Source organism: Brevibacillus laterosporus, assembly GCA_007833815.1.
Taxonomy (GTDB): Bacteria; Bacillota; Bacilli; order Brevibacillales; family Brevibacillaceae; genus Brevibacillus_B; species Brevibacillus_B laterosporus_D.
The window spans coordinates 1200842-1217500 of record CP033464.1 but is presented as its reverse complement, the minus strand read 5'-3'; the positions used below and the strand labels follow the sequence as shown (position 1 = coordinate 1217500).

Sequence of the window (16659 nt, the reverse complement as noted above, 5' to 3'; positions counted from 1 at the left end):
TTTAACGCCGGTAGCCACTCTATGGCCGTTACTACAAAAATAAAAAATATTGTAGGTATCCATGCCGTGGGATTCGTAACTTTTACTTTAGCATATGCCGTTAGTAATGCTATTCCCAACAACAAGACAGGTTCAACAAAATACGGAAGCACGGAACCACCTTGACCAAAGGCTACATACCGTAAATAAACCATGTCAAAAAAGGCAAATAATATAAAGAAAATTTGGATATTCTTTCGCAAGGATTTGCTCTTCATTGAATTTAATACAAGAAAATTAAACATCATATACGCAAAGAAACCCATCTGGGCTACAATGCTGGTCGTTAAACCTAATAACAAATGCATCAATAATCCCATAAAGAAATTGGCAATAGAACCATGGTATAAATCCTGTTGGGTAACTAACCCCATTAACATTCCACCGATACCGCCTAACAACAATGTTGTACCGAATAGCCATCCATAATTACGCAAATTCAAGGCTGGTCCCTCCTTCATTGGCTCCTAATGATTTTACCAATGCATGCAAGAAAATTCTAGCGTAAGAAAACAAGAAACTGCACATTTTATAAATAGCTGAGGACTGTAAAAGGAGGGTGTAGACTGCTATGTTAAACAAACGTTTCACTTTTGCACTGATACCTGTGGTTGCATGTGGTCTTCTCTTATCAAGCTGTGGAACAACGTCGCAAAGCCAATCCCAGCCTGACTATAAATCCACCAAGACAATGGTTCTAGATATCTTGCAAACGGATGAAGCAAAAAAAACCATGGAAACCATGATGAAAGACGAGAGCTTTCAAAAGAACCTCATCATGAATCCTGAGACGGTTCGCAGCACGCTTATTCAAAGTATAGCAAAACCAGACAACCCTCACATCAAGCAAGCATTTAAAGATCCCAAATTCACCAGTACCTTAGCTAAATCCATGAAGGATGAGAATAAAAAACTGTTGAAGGAGCTTATGAAAGACCCTGAGTATCAGCAAATGATGCTTAGTATTCTCAAGGACCCCGAGTATGAAAAAAGCTTACTTGATCTGATGAAAACCTCCGTCTATCGCAAACAAACCATGCAAATTATGAAAGATAGCTTGGAAAGTCCTATGTTTCAAGCAGAAATGCTAAAAATTATGACGAAGGCTCAAGAAGACATGATGAGCCCCCAGAGTCTGAACGAGGGAAAAAAGAAAGGGGAGAAGAAGAAGGGAAAGAAATCGAAAATGGATAGGGAATAAATTCTTCTTCGTCTACATGCATCCCGCCCTTAAAAGGTGAGCCTTCCCTCACCTTTTTCTTTTTAGTCAATGGGTAACCCTCAGGTCTTTATATGTTGTTGTTGTTGTCATGATTATTTTGTCCTTACAAACAAAAAACACCAGAAATCTGATGTTTTTTGTTTGTATGCGTTTCTAAACTATTATTTACATAGCCGATCGACATCTTGGGCCAGTTGCATATAAATTTGTCCAATGGCGGTATCAGCCTTATAGATGGATGGAGAATAATCAGGTTCTTGCGGATGATTCTCTGGTTGGCCAAGTGGTACTTGGGCGATCATCGTACAAGCTAGCGTTTCAGCTAATTTAGAGCCACCTCCACGACCAAAGACATGCTCCTTGGAACCATCCTTTGCTTCATACCAAGCCATGTTTTCCACCACTCCCAAAATCTTATGACCCGTTTTCATTGCCATAGCTCCCGCTCTTGCCGCTACGAATGCTGCCGTCGGGTGTGGAGTGGTCACAATAATCTCTTTGCTCTGAGGAATCATGGTGTGGACATCAAGAGCCACGTCCCCTGTTCCTGGTGGCAGATCAAGCAAGAGGTAATCTAGGTCTTCTCCCCAATGTACTTCACTAAAGAAATTACGAAGCATTTTACCTAGCATTGGGCCACGCCAAATAATGGGGGAATTATCTTCTACAAAGAAACCCATCGACATTACTTTTACTCCAAACTTCTCTACTGGCAAGATAGTTTGTCCAATAACAGTAGGGCGTTGCTCAATGTTCATCATATCCGGAACACTGAATCCATAAATATCTGCATCAATAATTCCGACTTTTTTGCCTAGACGAGCTAGGGAAACTGCCAAGTTAACTGTTACCGTAGATTTACCCACTCCACCTTTACCTGAGGTAATAGCAATAAAGGTAGTCATTGAGTTTTCTGCAAGTATAGGATGCAGAGCATTTGTCTGTCCTGGTCCTTGGCCTTTAGACGCAGTAGCTTGCCCTCCACGCAATTGTAAGCTTAGTGCAGCTCGTTCCTCATCCGTCATAGTTCCAAAGCGAACATCGACCTGTTCTGCGCCCAATGCACGAATGGCTTCCACCACGTCATCTTGAATTTTGACTTTCAATGGACAGCCAGATATGGTAAGCACCACTTCTAAAGAAACGTGCCGTTCATCAACCAAAATATTTCGAATCATATTAAGTTCTACTAAACTGCGATTTATCTCAGGATCTTTAACGTCACGTAGTGCTTCGAGAATTTTTTCTTTTGTTAGCATGTTGAATCCACCTCGATTTTCTAGTTGGGAAACAGGCTTAGGGGTACGCATACCCGTTGCCTAGTTTAGTAAATCACATGGTGTTCCCTTGCTGTTTCCTAATTTTTGCCCTCATTATAGCATAGTTAAAGACTGAACAAGCACACCCAAACTATGGTGTGCTTGTAACTGTACCCTTTTCACCAGCATAATGACGTAATATCCCTTGGTAGATCGCGTTTGCCATCGCTTTTTGATATTCTTCTGACTCCAGCTTCTTGGCTTCCTCAAAGTTGGATAGAAAACCTACTTCTATAAGGACAGAGGGAGTCTTCACCTCACGAATTAAAAAAATATCATCAGTTTGCTTTGGACTACGATCCGTATTTTCTAATACACGCTTAATCTCATCCTGAATCAGAAAGGCCATTGTCTTACTTTCCTGAAAGCCAGGGAAGTAAAAGGTTTGAGCACCTCTCCATTTATCCTGTGGAATGCTGTTTAAATGAATGCTAACTAAAAAATCTGGAGCCTTTTCATTAATGAACTTCACTCGATTGCGAATATCTTCTGATTTACGCTTTCTCAGCTTACTAGCACCCTCTGATGACAAGTCTCGATCATCTTCACGCGTCATGATTACATAAGCCCCTGACTCCTGTAGAAAGTCACGTAAATATAAACTGATAGGCAACGCCACATCTTTTTCAATAACCTTTCCATCCTTGCTCACTGCACCACCATCTACACCACCATGTCCCGCATCTATTGCTATCACTGTACCTGCCAGTGGCAATGTCCAGGTGGACCAAGAAGAATGTGCGGGTAACTTGTACGTAAATATGATGACGAGCAGAAAGCAGGCCAGTACCCACCCTACTACTTTTTTAGTCACTTCGACCGCCCCTTTGTCCCAATTCTCTTCTTCATCATATGGATCAAAGTGGACAATTATGACGGGGTTGTCTATAAAGTCAGGCGAGAAAACACGAAAAAACCCCTGCCTCCGTAGAGACAAGGGTTTTGGCCGTAGACACCAAAATTAACGTTTAGAGAACTGAGGCGCGCGACGAGCTGCTTTAAGACCGTATTTTTTACGTTCTTAAAAGTGCCATTAAGGATAAGTAAGAATAACGGCACTATAATAGGAAAGTATAAATTTTATGTAAGATATTTTCGGTTTGCTTTTGATATAAATATGGTCAAAATATGGTCACGGGATGAGGGGAAATTCGGTTTAACAATTAACGGAAAAAAATAGAAAAGCAGTTGACGAATCAGATGCAAATAGACCACTTGTAATTTTAGTGGTCTATTGCTTCTTTTCATCTATTTAATTAGTGAAAAAAATCAAACTATCCACTACGCTATAATCCTATAAATACTTATTACATAATTTTATTATTATTTACAAAAATATACATTCAAGGTAGAATGTTAACAAATATCATGTTTTATTAATTTAGGAAGGGGATTTGTATGGACGAAATTTTAACTTTCACAACACTGGGGGAACTGATAAAAGATAAAAGAGCAGAATTAGGCATAAGCTTATCTGAATTAGCAAGACTGACAGGGGTTAGCAAGGGGGTTATTTAAAAAACCGAAACAGGTGAGACCAAGTGCCCAGAGTTAAGAACTCTAAAACCAATGGCAGATGTTTTAGACATTCCTTACGAAGATATCATTGAACGCTGTATTGAGGCAGAATACCGATATGGAATTTACGATCATTTTTTAACAGAAGCTATTGAAATTTCTAACCCCTCTTTGATCAATAAAGTAGCGAACAGATTCCTAGAAAACATTAAAAAAGAGATGTATGCGTCGTTAGACCATTTGTATACACTTGCAAACACTAGTACAAACAACGATGCAAAGGTAACTCTTTACACCGCTATTGTTACTTACGCCAGAGTGCATGGACTACCACATTACATAGCCAAAGGGTTATTGCAGAAATACTTGATTGAGAGAGAAGATTTGAAGTGTTTGGAAGAGTCGTTTAAAGTGGGAGAAGAAATCATTCATTATGTTGATTTTTTATCTCAAAAAGAGAAGATAACCTTTTACTTCAGAATGTCGCTACATGCCCATAATATTAAGAAATTTTCAGAGTGTGTTGAACTATGTAAGATGGGTCTTAATTTAGAAAAGGAAAATACAGAGCTAAAAGCAAGAGCGTATTTAGCAATGATTAACTCGCTCTATTTTCTAGGGTTATATGATGAACTTGAGAGCCATCTCATTGTTTATAAAGCATTTAATTATCATTTTGTAAATGAATCAGCTAGTTTGACTCAGGCAATAGTAAAAGCGAAGAAAAAGGAATACGAAACAGCCATCCCATTGTTACTTGAGTGCCTACAAAACACCAGTAAGGGTTCAAAAATTCATGCAGTTAATGAATTATTTGAACTGTATTTGCAAATGGAAAAGTTCGATTCCATTGCAGAGTTAATTTCTCAAGAAGATAATTTTTTGATTATGGAAGAGAAAACACCTTACAAATATTATTCAATGGGATTATATTATCAACATAAAGGTACTTATCAAATATTAGTTGAAGCTTTCTCAGAAGGATTAGATAGCTATCTTAACAGCATGTCTGTATATGGAAAAATCAATGCTTATCAAGATATCATTCAATGTATGGAAAACATATTAGATTTTTATATATCAAACAACAAAAATCTTGATTTACAAATGTTGCATAAGCTCCAAAAGGTATATAATGGAATTATGCAGAATAAGTTAATTAGTTAGCATAGGAGGGATTAAGATGAAAAAGGCAATTATTACGATTTTCATGACTTTAGCAATAGTAATTTCTTTAGGCTCTATTAATTCTTTCTCTCATGTTGCAGAAGCTAAGATAATTCAGTATGTGTATGATCCTGGTCATTAATTCAAGTGTTTTTCGTCTCTAAGAAAAAGAGAACGCTATTTAAATTACAGCGCTCTTTTTTTTTTGAGAAATTTGCAACATTTTGTCGGAATTTGAAGAACGTTTCTTTGTAAAAAATTTTAAAGGTAGTTATTGCAACTGATGGTAAAATAATACATAGGAGGAAGAAGGGAGGGGTTGTAATTAGTGTATGTCTTTTGATAATACAAATGGGCGTTCCTACGGTCGCTAAACTAACAGGAACGCCCCCACCTTGAGCAACAAAAAAAGTTACTCAAGGATATTCTACCACTCATTTACAGGATAAGAAAACAGAAGATTTTCAATTAGAAAACAATTTACAGAAGCTTATAGAAGTCCTCCGTAAAGAGTTAGAGCATCGGTTTTTCAAGAAAGGCTCATTTTTACATCCAGAAGTATTGCAGATGAGCCAACAACTAGATGAGTACATCGTTGTCTTTCAAAAGCTTACAAAACACTAAACTGGTTGTCGATGAGAATACGCTGTACGGGAACCTTACGAAACCCTTTGGGGCATATAAACAGCCGTGTTTCAGCTATTCCTTTAAGACAACTAGAATGTCCATTATGTTGGTATGGGGTGACTCCTATCAAGAAATTGAAATTGAAAGAGCCAGCTAGAATATTACGAAAACAAGAATTAAGACACCAATGGTCTAAGCGACGTATTGATCTAAAGGATGATGCTAAGATCATTTTAAGAGTTATAAAAAGGTGAAAAAAATTCCTAAAATATTTATACTGAAAAAGGATGCTGTGTAAATATTTTCTAAACGGTATATTTTGAGGATTCAAGTTATATGAAACCTAAAAAAGGAGCGAATGTTCATGAAAAAGAATACAATGTTTGGAACTTTGGCTTTGGCTTGCGTACTCTCTGGTGTTAGTGTTATGCCTACATTTGTTGAAGCTAATAATGTGAAGCAGGCTGGGACGGATCGAGTAGAAGTCACAAGTATTAAATCTAGTGCTACTCCTCAAGCACTTATTAATCCTATGGAAAGTAGAAAGGTAATTAAGAACCAAAAACTTGCCAACAATACAGAGATGACAGAAAGCTTCTATGTTAATCCGAGCTTTGGGTGGGTAAAAGTATGGGTAGAAAATACAGGTTCTAAAGCAATTACGATTGTAGTCACGGATGAAGATGGTAAAGAGAAAATGAGCGGAACAGTAAAACCCGGAAAAACTTGGGAAGATTATAGTAGTAAACCTTGGGGTGTCGGTGATTATAAGATCAGCTTTACTTCGAGTCGAGCTGACATGGAAGGTAGATTCTCGGTACGTATCGCTAATACAAAAAAAGAATTAGACTAGGTTCTACATGGGGTGACTCTTATCAAGAAATTGAAATTGCAAGAACCAGCTAGAATATTATGAAAACAAGAACTAAAAGAAGAATGGTCTGAACGCCGTCTTGAGTTGAAACGTGAGGCTAAGGACATCTTGCTTGAAAAAAGAGTAACCTATCAAAAAGTCACGACAAACTAATATTAAAAATATATAGTGAAGTGAGGTTTTTGTAATATGTAAAAAATAACGTCAGGATTGATTATGGGTTTGGCTTCGGAACAAGTTCAGCGTTTGCAGTAGATTTGAATCAAGAAAAATATCAACAAGAAAGTATTCAAGCGCCTACTCTTTCCCAAGAAGAAGCTCAAAAAGAGCTTTCAAGAATTGCTGACAACTACAAGATAGGTGAGCCAGTTTCTAAAGAAGACTTGGCTATTCTGCAAGCTTACGCTTTTAAAGCCCCTACAGGAAAAACTGTTTCTGCTTCTCAACTAGAATCGTGGAAAGTAAGTGGTAGTGATTCAAATAAAGTTTTTACAGGCAGTATATCTGGAAATGTTAAACTAGATTTAGGAATTTGGGAAAATAATATTTCAGGCTCTATCGAAACAAACATATCTAAAGGAAAACCAACTCATTACAAAACTAACGTTAAATTGGTTGCTTATGGTGCAGTTGGTAAAAGCGGTATTGGTAGAGTGGCTGACTTGGATATAACTAACGATTGGACAAGTAGCACAAAAAGTTCTTACGAGTTTACTTTTGACCGAGATTTCCAAGCAACAGTTGCCTATTATACAATCACTCCATCTAGTTCTGTAAAAAATGATTCATCAACTCTTGAAATCGCAGGTACTGGAAGATAAAAGAAAATAAGTATAAAATAGTTACATTCTACTGGAATGTAACTATTTTTTTGAGAGGAGGGGAACCAATGTCAGGATTCGGTATCTCGGGCATAATTATTCTGGTTGTTATCGTAGGAGTAATAGCCGGAATTATTATGATGATTAGGAAAAACAAAAAATGATAGCACTGTTTTTATTTTTCCACATTATTAAGTTTTGATCTAGCAGATTTTTTGTAAAGTCATATCTTTCGTATATGGACATTATAAAAGAAACTAACCTTATAACAAGAGGATTGGCTTCTTTTAGTTTTCATGCTTTATTTATTCTGCGGCTCCTGACCACTAGCAATCCTTACCCTATCAGCAAGTTCACCAAGGTATTTCGCTTGATCCTTCATGCCCATTGCGTCACTAACTTTCCATTGTGTTTTCAAAACCAAAATAAGCTCATTTGCTAACATTTTATCCACAGTTGTTTCCTCCTTCATGTGTATATCCCAAAAGTCTTTTTCCATCCAGTTCATGTCTACGTTGCCTTTGATACCAGCCACTTTCCCACAATCGGAATACTGGAATACCGCCCAACGGTTCCATGTGGGATTTGGCATAGGTTGATTTGTTCCACAAATCCCCATTATTCATATCAATAACAAGCTTGATGATTTCAAAACTTTATACACAATCGCCCATGAACTAGGACATCACGTTCTACACCCTCAAACCAATACTCCTTTTTTACGGAGAAACACGCTTTTTTCTATTGATAAAATTGAACGCGGAACCAACCAATTCGCCCTACATTTATTAATAGGTGATAAAAAGATTGAATACGATGAAACCCTAACCAGTTTCTTGCTAAGGTGTAATATACCAACGGATTTACACATTTTTTATTAACCTTGGATTACAAGTCTATTGGATTAGGTTACTATAAACAAAAAAGAACATACGTTCCGCAAAAGGGTAATTAAATGGCGAGTTTTAAGAAGCACACAACAAAAAGGGGATTTAAAACCAAAAAGGAAGCGCAATTAGACGCATTTCAATTTGAACAAGACATAGCAAACGGATTGTATAATCCGTCTTCAAAAGCTGTCACCTTTGAAGATGTGTACAACCAATGGTATGAGATTCATTCCAAAACATTAAAACGGAGTACACAAAAAGCTATAGAGTCGGTCTTCAAGAACCAGATACTTCCCCTTTTTGGAAAGCTCCACATGAAAGATATCTCTAAGCACTATTGTCAAACCTTCATTAATCAAATCGCTACAAAAGTGAAGTCTGTAAATAATATAAAAATGTATGCAGGTCAGGTCTTTACGTTCGCTTTAAAAATGGATTTGATTAAAATGAATCCGATCGAGCATGTGGTTATACCCAAAAGAGTTTCTGATTTTGTATATGAGGACGACACCGAGGATCGGGACTATTGGGAGAAAAATGAGATTAAGCAATTTATCTCAATTACTAAAAAGGAACTTACATTTAGAGATTTTTTACTATTCCATATGTTGATTTACACAGGAGCTAGAAAAGGGGAAATTCTGGCTCTGCAATGGAATGATATCGACTTTGATATGAAAACAATATCGTTTTCCAAGACACTTTTCCATGACAAGGGCGAGTTTGTACTCCAGACTGCCAAAACAGCCCGTTCTAGACGTTTAATTAGTATAGATGGTGGTACACTCGACTTGCTCAAAAAATGGCGTACAGAGCTAAGGAAGCGGCAATTATCGTTAACCACCCCTATTCATACAAATGACATGATCTTCACTCGTGCAGATGGCATACCTTTACGTCTAGCGTATCCAAACGACAAACTAAAAGAAATCATTAAAAAGCATAACCTACACCCTATCACCGTCCACGACATACACACAACTCTTCTTTTTGAGGCTAATGCAAGCATTAAAGAAGTTCAGGAACGTTTAGGTCATACGATATAAAAATGACCATGAACATTTATACGCACGTTACCAAGTCTGTGAAAGAACAAACCGCTAACAATTTCTTACATTTCCTCGAAGGATAATATTAATATGATCACGGGTCTCTTATAAAAGAAAACAAGCCCCAAACCAATGAATGATTTAGGGCTTGAATCCTTGTCATAACACCAAAATTAACGTTTAGAGAACTGAGGTGCGCGACGAGCTGCTTTAAGACCGTATTTTTTACGTTCTTTCATACGAGGGTCACGAGTCAAGAATCCAGCGCGTTTAAGAGCACCGCGAAGTTCTGGATCTGCTTTTAGCAATGCACGAGCAACACCATGACGGATTGCTCCTGCTTGACCAGTTGTACCTCCGCCACCAACGTTAACCAAAACATCATAATGACCTAGAGTTTCAGTAAGAACTAGTGGTTGTTTTACGATCAACTTTAAAGTTTCCAAACCAAAATAGTTATCCATATCACGCTTGTTGATCAGAATGCGACCTTCGCCTGGTACCAAGCGAACGCGTGCTACGGAGTGTTTACGACGACCTGTACCGTAGTATTGAACTTGTGCCACGAGTCATTTCCTCCCTTTTATTAGCCGCGAATTTGCCATGCTTCTGGTTTTTGAGCAGCATGTGGATGCTCAGTACCCGCATATACTTTTAGTTTTGAGAACATTTGACGTCCCAAGCTGTTTTTAGGAAGCATACCTTTAACAGCCAATTCGAACAAACGATCTGGGCGTTTGCTCAGCATTTCACCAGCAGGAGTAGCTTTCAAACCACCTGGGTGCATGGAGTGTCTATAGTACATTTTATCGGTAAGTTTCTTACCAGTAAGCTTGATTTTGTCAGCGTTAAGAACGATTACGAAATCACCAGTGTCAACGTGTGGTGTAAATTCAGGCTTTAGTTTACCGCGTAGGATAGATGCTACTTCGCTCGCAATACGACCAAGAGTTTGGCCTTCAGCGTCAACGATGTACCATTTACGCTCAACTTCTTGCGTTTTCGCCATATATGTGGTACGCATGTTTGTCCCTCCTAGATATCTTGCCGTTCAATGTTAAAGGCCAAAGTTGCAACGGTGAACAACTTTACCTTGTGTGTCCTAATTCGTACTAAATCAATTTTCAATCCCGGGGCTAGAGTGGGGCTAGCGGGTATGAAAATACCATTAGTTATCATACTATATAGATCATGTGGGAGTCAAGGAAAAGCGAATTGCTATTCTTTGTAAAATACTTCCCACATTGTAAGACCATGGGGAGGTGCCGTCTTTCCCGCCAATTCCCGATCACATTCTACTAGAATACTAGGAATATGATTAGGACTCAGCTTGCCTTCTCCGACGTTAAGCAAGGTTCCCGCAATGATTCTTACCATGTTATATAAAAACCCGTTTCCGCGACAAATAATCCAAAGAAGTGTTCCTTCTTGTTCAATTCTCACGTCATAAATGGTACGCACCTTATTCTCCACATGCGTCCTTGCAGAGCAAAAAGAAGTAAAGTTATGCGTTCCTATCAAATGGGTAGCAGCTTGTCTCATCGCTTTCACATCTAATGGATAGCGAATATGCCAAGCATAGCGGTGACGAAAGACTTCTGGCACCTGGACATTGTTAATACAATACCGGTATTCCTTCTCCCTGACATCAAATCGAGCATGAAAGGATGGGTCCACCTCCTCTATTGATTGCATGACAACCGAGGCAGGTAGCTGATTATTAAGAATCCAACGCCATTTGTCGATAGGGATAGTCGATTTAGTATCAAAGTGAAACGTTTGACCTCTGGCATGCACACCCGCATCAGTACGACCAGAGCCATGAATCTGGATGGTTTCGCCAGTAATGCGCGTAATTGCTGCCTCAATCTCCCCTTGAATGGTCATTTGTTCAGGTTGAACCTGAAATCCACTATAATCAGTTCCATCATAGGCAACAATGCCCTTTAATCTTTTCATGTTCTCCACCATCCTACAACTACCACAAGAACCAACATAAATAACAACAGGATGCCGTCTCGATAACTAAAACGCAGTTGACGTAATTTTGTACGTCCAATATCCCCACGATATCCTCTTGCCTCCATTGCTAATGCTAAATCTTCAGCTCGACGGAATGCACTAATAAACAGCGGAATCACAATTGCAACCATAGCTTTTGCACGGCTCAACAAAGACCCACTATCAAAATTAGCACCTCTGGCCATCTGTGCTTTTATAATCTTGTCTGTCTCTTCTAATAGCGTCGGGATAAAACGAATCGCAATAGAGAGCATGAGCGCCATTTCATGAACAGGAAGACCCCATTTTTTTAATGGACCAAACATTCTTTCCACCCCGTCGGTAAGATCAATAGGTGAAGTGGTTAGAGTCAGCAATGAGCTGATTACAACCAATAAACCTAATCGCATCGAAACAAACAAGGCCTGACGCACACCTTCCTCTTCTATGCTAAACCAGCCCCACTTCACATACACCTGCCCCCCTTTGGTAAGCAAGATCTGTAAAATGACGGTAAGCAATAGCAGGAACCAAACCGGTTTTAAACCACGAAAGATATATGAAAGCGATAATTTAGACATAAACAAGCATAACAAGAGAATAGCTACCAAGAATCCATAGATTTCCGCCTTATTCGCCATAAAAACAACCATGGCAAACACGATAATAAATAAAAATTTACTTCTCGGGTCTAAGCGATGTACGTAGGAATCACTGGGTATATATTGACCAATAGCAAAATTTTGTAGCATGCTCATTGAACATCCTCCTTACCCTGATTGAATAGATCAACCAGATAGGAGGATAGATCCTCTTCTTTGTATAAAGAGAGCGGCAATCGATTATTGTGTGGAAGCTTTTCATTTAACCGATGAAGAAAAGAGACTGTTTCAGGTACATCTAGAGCTAATTCTTGCAAAGCAGCTTGCTCTCCAAAAATGTCAGCAGGTGTACCCTCCATCGCAATCTTCCCTTTAGCCAAAACTAGAAGGTAATCAGCATAGCGAGCAGCTTCTTCCATACTGTGGGTAACCAGTAAGGTAGTAAGCTTTTGCTCTCGATGAATCTGATAAATACCTTCCAAAATAGCTTTCCTTCCTGCAGGATCTAGTCCTGCGGTCGGTTCATCTAGAACAAGCACTTTCGGTTGCATTGCCAATACCCCTGCAATCGCAACTCGGCGCATCTGTCCCCCACTTAAATGGAAAGGAGAGCGATCCTTAACTTCATCGAAGGAAAGTCCCACTATTTCAAGCGATTCTTGTGCCCTTTGATAAGCCATTTGTTCGGGTAATTCATAATTTAATGGACCATACATAACATCTTTAAGTACGGTTTCTTCAAAAAGTTGATGTTCCGGATATTGGAACACGAGACCCACCTGACGGCGCAAATCGCGCGTTTTTTTCGTTGTAGGGGTAATAACTATCTCCCCGACCTGTACAGTTCCCTCTGACGGCTTAATTAAACCGTTTAGATGCTGGATCAAAGTCGACTTTCCAGAACCAGTTTGACCTATAATACCTACAAACGAACCTGATGGGATAGTAAAGGAGATGTGCGAAAGTGCCTCTTTTTCAAACGGAGTCCCTTTTCCATACAAATAGGTCACATTTTCAAAAGATATTTGCATAATTCGTCAACCAACTCCTCTTGATCCAGTACAGCCGGAAGTTTTATACCTTGATGTCCTAAGGTGTGACGTAGCCTTCCTGCAAAGGGAACATCCAATCCAATAGATTTTAGCCCCTCTACATCAGCATACACTTCAACAGGGGCACCATCTGCATAAATCTTCCCCTGATCCATCACAATAATACGATCAGACTCTAATGTCTCCTCAGGAAAATGCGTAATATTTACGATTGTGAGGCCTTCTTCTCGATTCAATCGATGAACCAATTGAATAACCTCTTTTCTTCCTTGTGGGTCCAGCATGGCAGTGGCTTCATCCAAAATAATAATGGATGGGCGCATGGCCAAAATTCCAGCAATCGCTATACGCTGCTTCTGCCCACCGGACAGACGTTGCGGTTGGCTTTTCAGGTAAGCTGTCATTTTAACTGACTCCAAGGATTCATCAATACGTTTACGCATCTCTTTTGGATCAATCCCAAGATTCTCTAGCCCAAAGGCTACGTCATCCTCGACAATCGTACCAACGATTTGATTATCAGGATTTTGAAACACCATACCTACCTGTTGTCTGATGTCCCATAACCGTTCCTCATCGTTAGTAGAAAATCCAGTGACCGTCAGTACCCCTGCAGTCGGTACCAACAAAGCATTCATAAGCTTTGCTAACGTCGATTTGCCAGAGCCATTATGTCCAATGATCGAAACAAAAGAGCCTTCCTGAATAGAAAAGTCTATACCTCTTACCACGGGGGATGTTTCTTCTTGATCCGAGTGATATTGAAAGGTAAGCGCACTAGCCCGAATCATGTTAGATTGTTCCTTCAAAGTCCTCACATCCCTCGTTCAGGCAATATTACAAGATGTTTTTGGAACTATATCTGGATAAAAGAAAAAAGGGTTGAATCAGAACCCGGCAAAACCAGACCCTGTCCTCACCCTTTCTCTAGCAACCAGTTACTATTCAACTAATTCGATATAAGCCATTGGTGCAGCATCGCCACGGCGAGGACCAACCTTTAGGATACGAGTGTATCCACCATTACGCTCAGCGAAACGTGGTGCGATATCATCGAAAAGTTTTTGAACAGCTGTTTTGCCTTCCTCAGTAGCGATTTCGTTACGAACGAAAGCAGCTACTTGACGACGTGCATGAAGATCACCGCGTTTTGCAAGAGTGACCATTTTATCAGCGATAGAACGTAGTTCTTTCGCTTTCATTTCAGTCGTTTCAATGCGCTCGTTGATGATAAGATCTGTTACCAAATCGCGGAACAGAGCTTTACGAGCCGCACTACGACGTCCCAGTTTACGGTATGCCATGTTCTAACCTCCTTCTTTCTGGCATGTTGTGACTTAAATTCCAATCAGCATTTCATACCAGATTTGACCCTCTCCCAAGACATGGAGTGGATAGTAGCGTCTGTATAGATATCTATGCTAAAAGCTCTTAGTCGTCGTTACGCAGTCCTAGACCAAGTTCTTGAAGTTTTTCTTGAACTTCTTCTAAAGATTTACGTCCCAAGTTACGAACTTTCATCATATCTTCTTCAGACTTCTGAGTTAACTCTTGAACCGTGTTGATACCAGCGCGTTTCAAGCAGTTGTAAGAGCGAACAGAAAGATCAAGCTCTTCGATAGTCATCTCCAAGACTTTTTCTTTCTTATCTTCTTCTTTCTCGACCATGATTTCAGCATCTTTTGCTTCGTCAGTTAAACCAACAAATAAGTTAAGATGTTCCGTCATGATTTTGGCTCCAAGGCTAACAGCTTCCTCAGGGCGGATGCTTCCATTTGTCCAAACTTCCAATGTTAATTTATCATAGTTGGTCATTTGCCCAACACGGGTATTCTCAACTTGATAGTTAACACGTTTGATTGGTGTATAAATGGAATCAATTGGAATAACTCCAATTGGTTGATCCTCAGATTTATTGCCATCTGCTTGAACATACCCACGACCGCGCCCTGCTGTCATGCGAATATGCAGACGACCGCCATTTGCTAACGTTGCGATATGCAGATCAGGGTTTAAAATCTCCACATCACTATCAGCACGAATATCTCCTGCTTTCACAACGCCTTCGCCTTCTGCATCAATCTCAAGGATTTTTTCTTCATCAGAATGGATCTTAAGCGCAAGACCCTTGATGTTGAGGATGATTTCGGTTACGTCCTCCACGACTCCTTCGATTGTCGAGAATTCGTGCAGTACACCGTCAATTTGAACTGAAGTGACCGCCGCGCCTGGCAAAGAAGACAGCAGAATCCGTCTGAGTGAATTGCCAAGGGTTGTACCGTAACCACGCTCAAGGGGTTCAACGACGAATTTGCCGTACAAGTTGTCGTCGTCTAACTCCACAACCTCAATTCTAGGTTTTTCTATTTCTATCATTCTTAACAAACCCTCCTTCAAAACGTCGAAATTCAAGGGTGGGCCTAGGGACCCACTCAGGAATTTCTTTCGGCGGTTTACCGTTTGCATGCATGTCAAGCCAAAAAAGCAGAATCTACCATTCTATTATGGACAAGTTCTGAGCTTTATAAACCCGACTACACGCGGCGACGTTTTGGTGGACGGCAGCCGTTGTGTGGGATTGGGGTAACATCTTTAATCATGTTAACTTCCAAACCAGCAGCTTGCAATGAACGGATAGCAGCCTCGCGACCAGCACCAGGACCTTTAACTAGTACTTCCAAAGAACGCATTCCATGATCCATTGCAGTTTTTGCTGCAGTTTCAGCAGCCATTTGCGCTGCAAATGGAGTGCTCTTACGGGAACCTCTGAAGCCGAGGGCACCAGCACTGGACCAAGAGATTGCGTTGCCATGAGGGTCAGTGATCGTAACGATAGTGTTGTTGAATGTAGAACGGATATGTGCTACGCCAACTTCAACGTTTTTACGATCGCGACGACGTGTACGAGTCGCAACTTGTTTTCTTTTAGCCATGTTAATTTACCCTCCTTTACTTCTTCTTGTTCGCTACTGTACGACGAGGACCTTTACGTGTACGAGCATTTGTTTTAGAACGTTGACCACGAACTGGCAATCCACGACGGTGGCGGATACCACGGAAGCAGCCAATTTCCATCAAGCGTTTGATGTTAAGAGAGATCTCACGACGAAGGTCACCCTCAACTTTGATGTTCTTATCGATGAATTCACGAAGTTTGTTAACTTCTTCTTCAGTCAAATCACGAACACGAGCATTAGCATCTACGCCAGCTTCCGCTAGAATGCGTTGGGAAGTAGAGCGACCGATACCGAAGATATAGGTAAGTGCGATTTCCACTCGTTTTTCACGAGGCAAGTCGACGCCTGCAATACGTGCCATTCTTCTAAAGCACCTCCTTGAGTTTATCCTTGTTTTTGCTTATGTTTTGGATTTTCACAAATAACCATAACGTTACCTTTGCGACGGATAACTTTGCATTTCTCGCAAATCGGTTTTACCGACGGTCTTACTTTCATGGTTCTTGCCTCCCTTTTCTAGG

21 protein-coding genes and 1 pseudogene (1 of these 22 running past the window's edge) are annotated in these 16659 nt (G+C 39.9%); 7 read left to right on the top strand and 15 right to left on the bottom strand.

Annotated elements, in window-relative coordinates:
* Positions 1-482, bottom strand: the 5' portion of a protein-coding gene (locus EEL30_07265; GenBank protein QDX92186.1) for a hypothetical protein. Its footprint begins 127 nt before the window's first position; the window shows 482 of its 609 coding nt (coding positions 1-482); the start codon lies at positions 480-482; its stop codon lies beyond the left edge, outside the window.
* Between the two features lie 128 nt (positions 483-610).
* Between EEL30_07265 and EEL30_07260 the strand changes: the two genes are divergently transcribed.
* On the top strand, positions 611-1240 hold the full coding sequence (locus tag EEL30_07260; protein ID QDX92185.1) for a spore gernimation protein: 630 nt from the start codon (positions 611-613) through the stop codon (positions 1238-1240).
* Positions 1241-1422: 182 nt separating this feature from the next.
* Here EEL30_07260 and EEL30_07255 read toward each other — a convergent pair whose 3' ends face one another.
* Both EEL30_07255 and cwlD read right to left on the bottom strand, forming a co-directional pair.
* The gene (locus tag EEL30_07255; GenBank protein ID QDX92184.1) at positions 1423-2520 is read right to left on the bottom strand and encodes an MRP family ATP-binding protein; all 1098 of its coding nucleotides are present in this window, start codon (positions 2518-2520) and stop codon (positions 1423-1425) included.
* Positions 2521-2671: 151 nt separating this feature from the next.
* Complete coding sequence (gene cwlD / locus EEL30_07250) at positions 2672-3394, bottom strand: N-acetylmuramoyl-L-alanine amidase CwlD (protein QDX92183.1); 723 nt, start codon at positions 3392-3394, stop codon at positions 2672-2674.
* 584 nt (positions 3395-3978) lie between these two features.
* Here cwlD and EEL30_07245 point away from each other — a divergent pair.
* The 4 genes and pseudogenes from EEL30_07245 to EEL30_07230 all read left to right on the top strand — a co-directional run bounded on the left by EEL30_07245 (position 3979) and on the right by EEL30_07230 (position 7587).
* Positions 3979-5265 (top strand): annotated as a pseudogene (locus tag EEL30_07245) (XRE family transcriptional regulator).
* Positions 5266-5757: 492 nt separating this feature from the next.
* On the top strand, positions 5758-5889 hold the full coding sequence (locus tag EEL30_07240; GenBank protein ID QDX95696.1) for an aspartyl-phosphate phosphatase Spo0E family protein: 132 nt from the start codon (positions 5758-5760) through the stop codon (positions 5887-5889).
* 367 nt (positions 5890-6256) lie between these two features.
* On the top strand, positions 6257-6745 hold the full coding sequence (locus EEL30_07235; GenBank protein ID QDX92182.1) for a hypothetical protein: 489 nt from the start codon (positions 6257-6259) through the stop codon (positions 6743-6745).
* A 278-nt stretch (positions 6746-7023) separates the two neighbouring features.
* On the top strand, positions 7024-7587 hold the full coding sequence (locus tag EEL30_07230; protein ID QDX92181.1) for a hypothetical protein: 564 nt from the start codon (positions 7024-7026) through the stop codon (positions 7585-7587).
* Positions 7588-7888: 301 nt separating this feature from the next.
* Here the strand turns inward: EEL30_07230 and EEL30_07225 are convergent, their stop codons facing one another.
* Positions 7889-8179 (bottom strand): hypothetical protein, encoded by a 291-nt coding sequence (locus tag EEL30_07225; protein ID QDX92180.1) that lies wholly within the window; start codon positions 8177-8179, stop codon positions 7889-7891.
* Positions 8180-8198: 19 nt separating this feature from the next.
* Here EEL30_07225 and EEL30_07220 point away from each other — a divergent pair, with 19 nt between their 5' ends.
* Both EEL30_07220 and EEL30_07215 read left to right on the top strand, forming a co-directional pair.
* On the top strand, positions 8199-8468 hold the full coding sequence (locus EEL30_07220; protein QDX95695.1) for an ImmA/IrrE family metallo-endopeptidase: 270 nt from the start codon (positions 8199-8201) through the stop codon (positions 8466-8468).
* Positions 8469-8542: 74 nt separating this feature from the next.
* Complete coding sequence (locus EEL30_07215) at positions 8543-9523, top strand: site-specific integrase (protein ID QDX92179.1); 981 nt, start codon at positions 8543-8545, stop codon at positions 9521-9523.
* Between the two features lie 176 nt (positions 9524-9699).
* Here EEL30_07215 and EEL30_07210 read toward each other — a convergent pair whose 3' ends face one another.
* From EEL30_07210 to EEL30_07160, 11 genes are all read right to left on the bottom strand, one after another.
* On the bottom strand, positions 9700-10092 hold the full coding sequence (locus EEL30_07210; protein ID QDX92178.1) for a 30S ribosomal protein S9: 393 nt from the start codon (positions 10090-10092) through the stop codon (positions 9700-9702).
* 20 nt (positions 10093-10112) lie between these two features.
* Complete coding sequence (locus EEL30_07205) at positions 10113-10550, bottom strand: 50S ribosomal protein L13 (protein ID QDX92177.1); 438 nt, start codon at positions 10548-10550, stop codon at positions 10113-10115.
* A gap of 194 nt (positions 10551-10744) precedes the next feature.
* Positions 10745-11485 carry a tRNA pseudouridine(38-40) synthase TruA gene (truA, locus tag EEL30_07200; GenBank protein ID QDX92176.1) on the bottom strand — a complete coding sequence of 247 codons (741 nt, stop codon included), beginning with the start codon at positions 11483-11485 and terminating at the stop codon, positions 10745-10747.
* On the bottom strand, positions 11482-12285 hold the full coding sequence (locus EEL30_07195; protein QDX92175.1) for an energy-coupling factor transporter transmembrane protein EcfT: 804 nt from the start codon (positions 12283-12285) through the stop codon (positions 11482-11484). Before EEL30_07195 ends, truA begins: the two co-directional genes overlap by 4 nt.
* A complete protein-coding gene (locus EEL30_07190) occupies positions 12282-13160 on the bottom strand; it encodes an energy-coupling factor transporter ATPase (GenBank protein ID QDX92174.1) in 879 nt (292 codons plus the stop codon). The genes EEL30_07195 and EEL30_07190 overlap by 4 nt, the downstream gene beginning before the upstream one ends.
* A complete protein-coding gene (locus EEL30_07185) occupies positions 13136-13999 on the bottom strand; it encodes an energy-coupling factor transporter ATPase (GenBank protein QDX92173.1) in 864 nt (287 codons plus the stop codon). Before EEL30_07185 ends, EEL30_07190 begins: the two co-directional genes overlap by 25 nt.
* Before the next feature lie 123 nt (positions 14000-14122).
* Entirely contained in the window at positions 14123-14485 is a 363-nt protein-coding gene (locus EEL30_07180) for a 50S ribosomal protein L17 (protein QDX92172.1), read from the bottom strand.
* Positions 14486-14612: 127 nt separating this feature from the next.
* The gene (locus tag EEL30_07175) at positions 14613-15557 is read right to left on the bottom strand and encodes a DNA-directed RNA polymerase subunit alpha (GenBank protein QDX92171.1); all 945 of its coding nucleotides are present in this window, start codon (positions 15555-15557) and stop codon (positions 14613-14615) included.
* 158 nt (positions 15558-15715) lie between these two features.
* On the bottom strand, positions 15716-16114 hold the full coding sequence (locus EEL30_07170) for a 30S ribosomal protein S11 (protein QDX92170.1): 399 nt from the start codon (positions 16112-16114) through the stop codon (positions 15716-15718).
* A 16-nt stretch (positions 16115-16130) separates the two neighbouring features.
* Complete coding sequence (locus EEL30_07165; protein ID QDX92169.1) at positions 16131-16499, bottom strand: 30S ribosomal protein S13; 369 nt, start codon at positions 16497-16499, stop codon at positions 16131-16133.
* Positions 16500-16522: 23 nt separating this feature from the next.
* On the bottom strand, positions 16523-16636 hold the full coding sequence (locus tag EEL30_07160) for a 50S ribosomal protein L36 (protein QDX92168.1): 114 nt from the start codon (positions 16634-16636) through the stop codon (positions 16523-16525).
* Positions 16637-16659 lie beyond the last annotated feature (23 nt).

What these genes read in the sequence shown, in the direction of transcription:
- EEL30_07205 (QDX92177.1), bottom strand. Translation starts at nt 10,550, where the DNA reads ATGCGTACCACATATATGGCGAAAACGCAAGAAGTTGAGCGTAAATGG.
- EEL30_07255 (QDX92184.1), bottom strand. Translation starts at nt 2,520, where the DNA reads ATGCTAACAAAAGAAAAAATTCTCGAAGCACTACGTGACGTTAAAGAT.
- truA (QDX92176.1), bottom strand. Translation starts at nt 11,485, where the DNA reads ATGAAAAGATTAAAGGGCATTGTTGCCTATGATGGAACTGATTATAGT.
- EEL30_07160 (QDX92168.1), bottom strand. Translation starts at nt 16,636, where the DNA reads ATGAAAGTAAGACCGTCGGTAAAACCGATTTGCGAGAAATGCAAAGTT.
- EEL30_07180 (QDX92172.1), bottom strand. Translation starts at nt 14,485, where the DNA reads ATGGCATACCGTAAACTGGGACGTCGTAGTGCGGCTCGTAAAGCTCTG.
- EEL30_07195 (QDX92175.1), bottom strand. Translation starts at nt 12,285, where the DNA reads ATGAGCATGCTACAAAATTTTGCTATTGGTCAATATATACCCAGTGAT.
- EEL30_07170 (QDX92170.1), bottom strand. Translation starts at nt 16,114, where the DNA reads ATGGCTAAAAGAAAACAAGTTGCGACTCGTACACGTCGTCGCGATCGT.
- EEL30_07215 (QDX92179.1), top strand. Translation starts at nt 8,543, where the DNA reads ATGGCGAGTTTTAAGAAGCACACAACAAAAAGGGGATTTAAAACCAAA.
- EEL30_07165 (QDX92169.1), bottom strand. Translation starts at nt 16,499, where the DNA reads ATGGCACGTATTGCAGGCGTCGACTTGCCTCGTGAAAAACGAGTGGAA.
- EEL30_07235 (QDX92182.1), top strand. Translation starts at nt 6,257, where the DNA reads ATGAAAAAGAATACAATGTTTGGAACTTTGGCTTTGGCTTGCGTACTC.
- EEL30_07190 (QDX92174.1), bottom strand. Translation starts at nt 13,160, where the DNA reads ATGCAAATATCTTTTGAAAATGTGACCTATTTGTATGGAAAAGGGACT.
- EEL30_07175 (QDX92171.1), bottom strand. Translation starts at nt 15,557, where the DNA reads ATGATAGAAATAGAAAAACCTAGAATTGAGGTTGTGGAGTTAGACGAC.
- EEL30_07260 (QDX92185.1), top strand. Translation starts at nt 611, where the DNA reads ATGTTAAACAAACGTTTCACTTTTGCACTGATACCTGTGGTTGCATGT.
- EEL30_07225 (QDX92180.1), bottom strand. Translation starts at nt 8,179, where the DNA reads ATGCCAAATCCCACATGGAACCGTTGGGCGGTATTCCAGTATTCCGAT.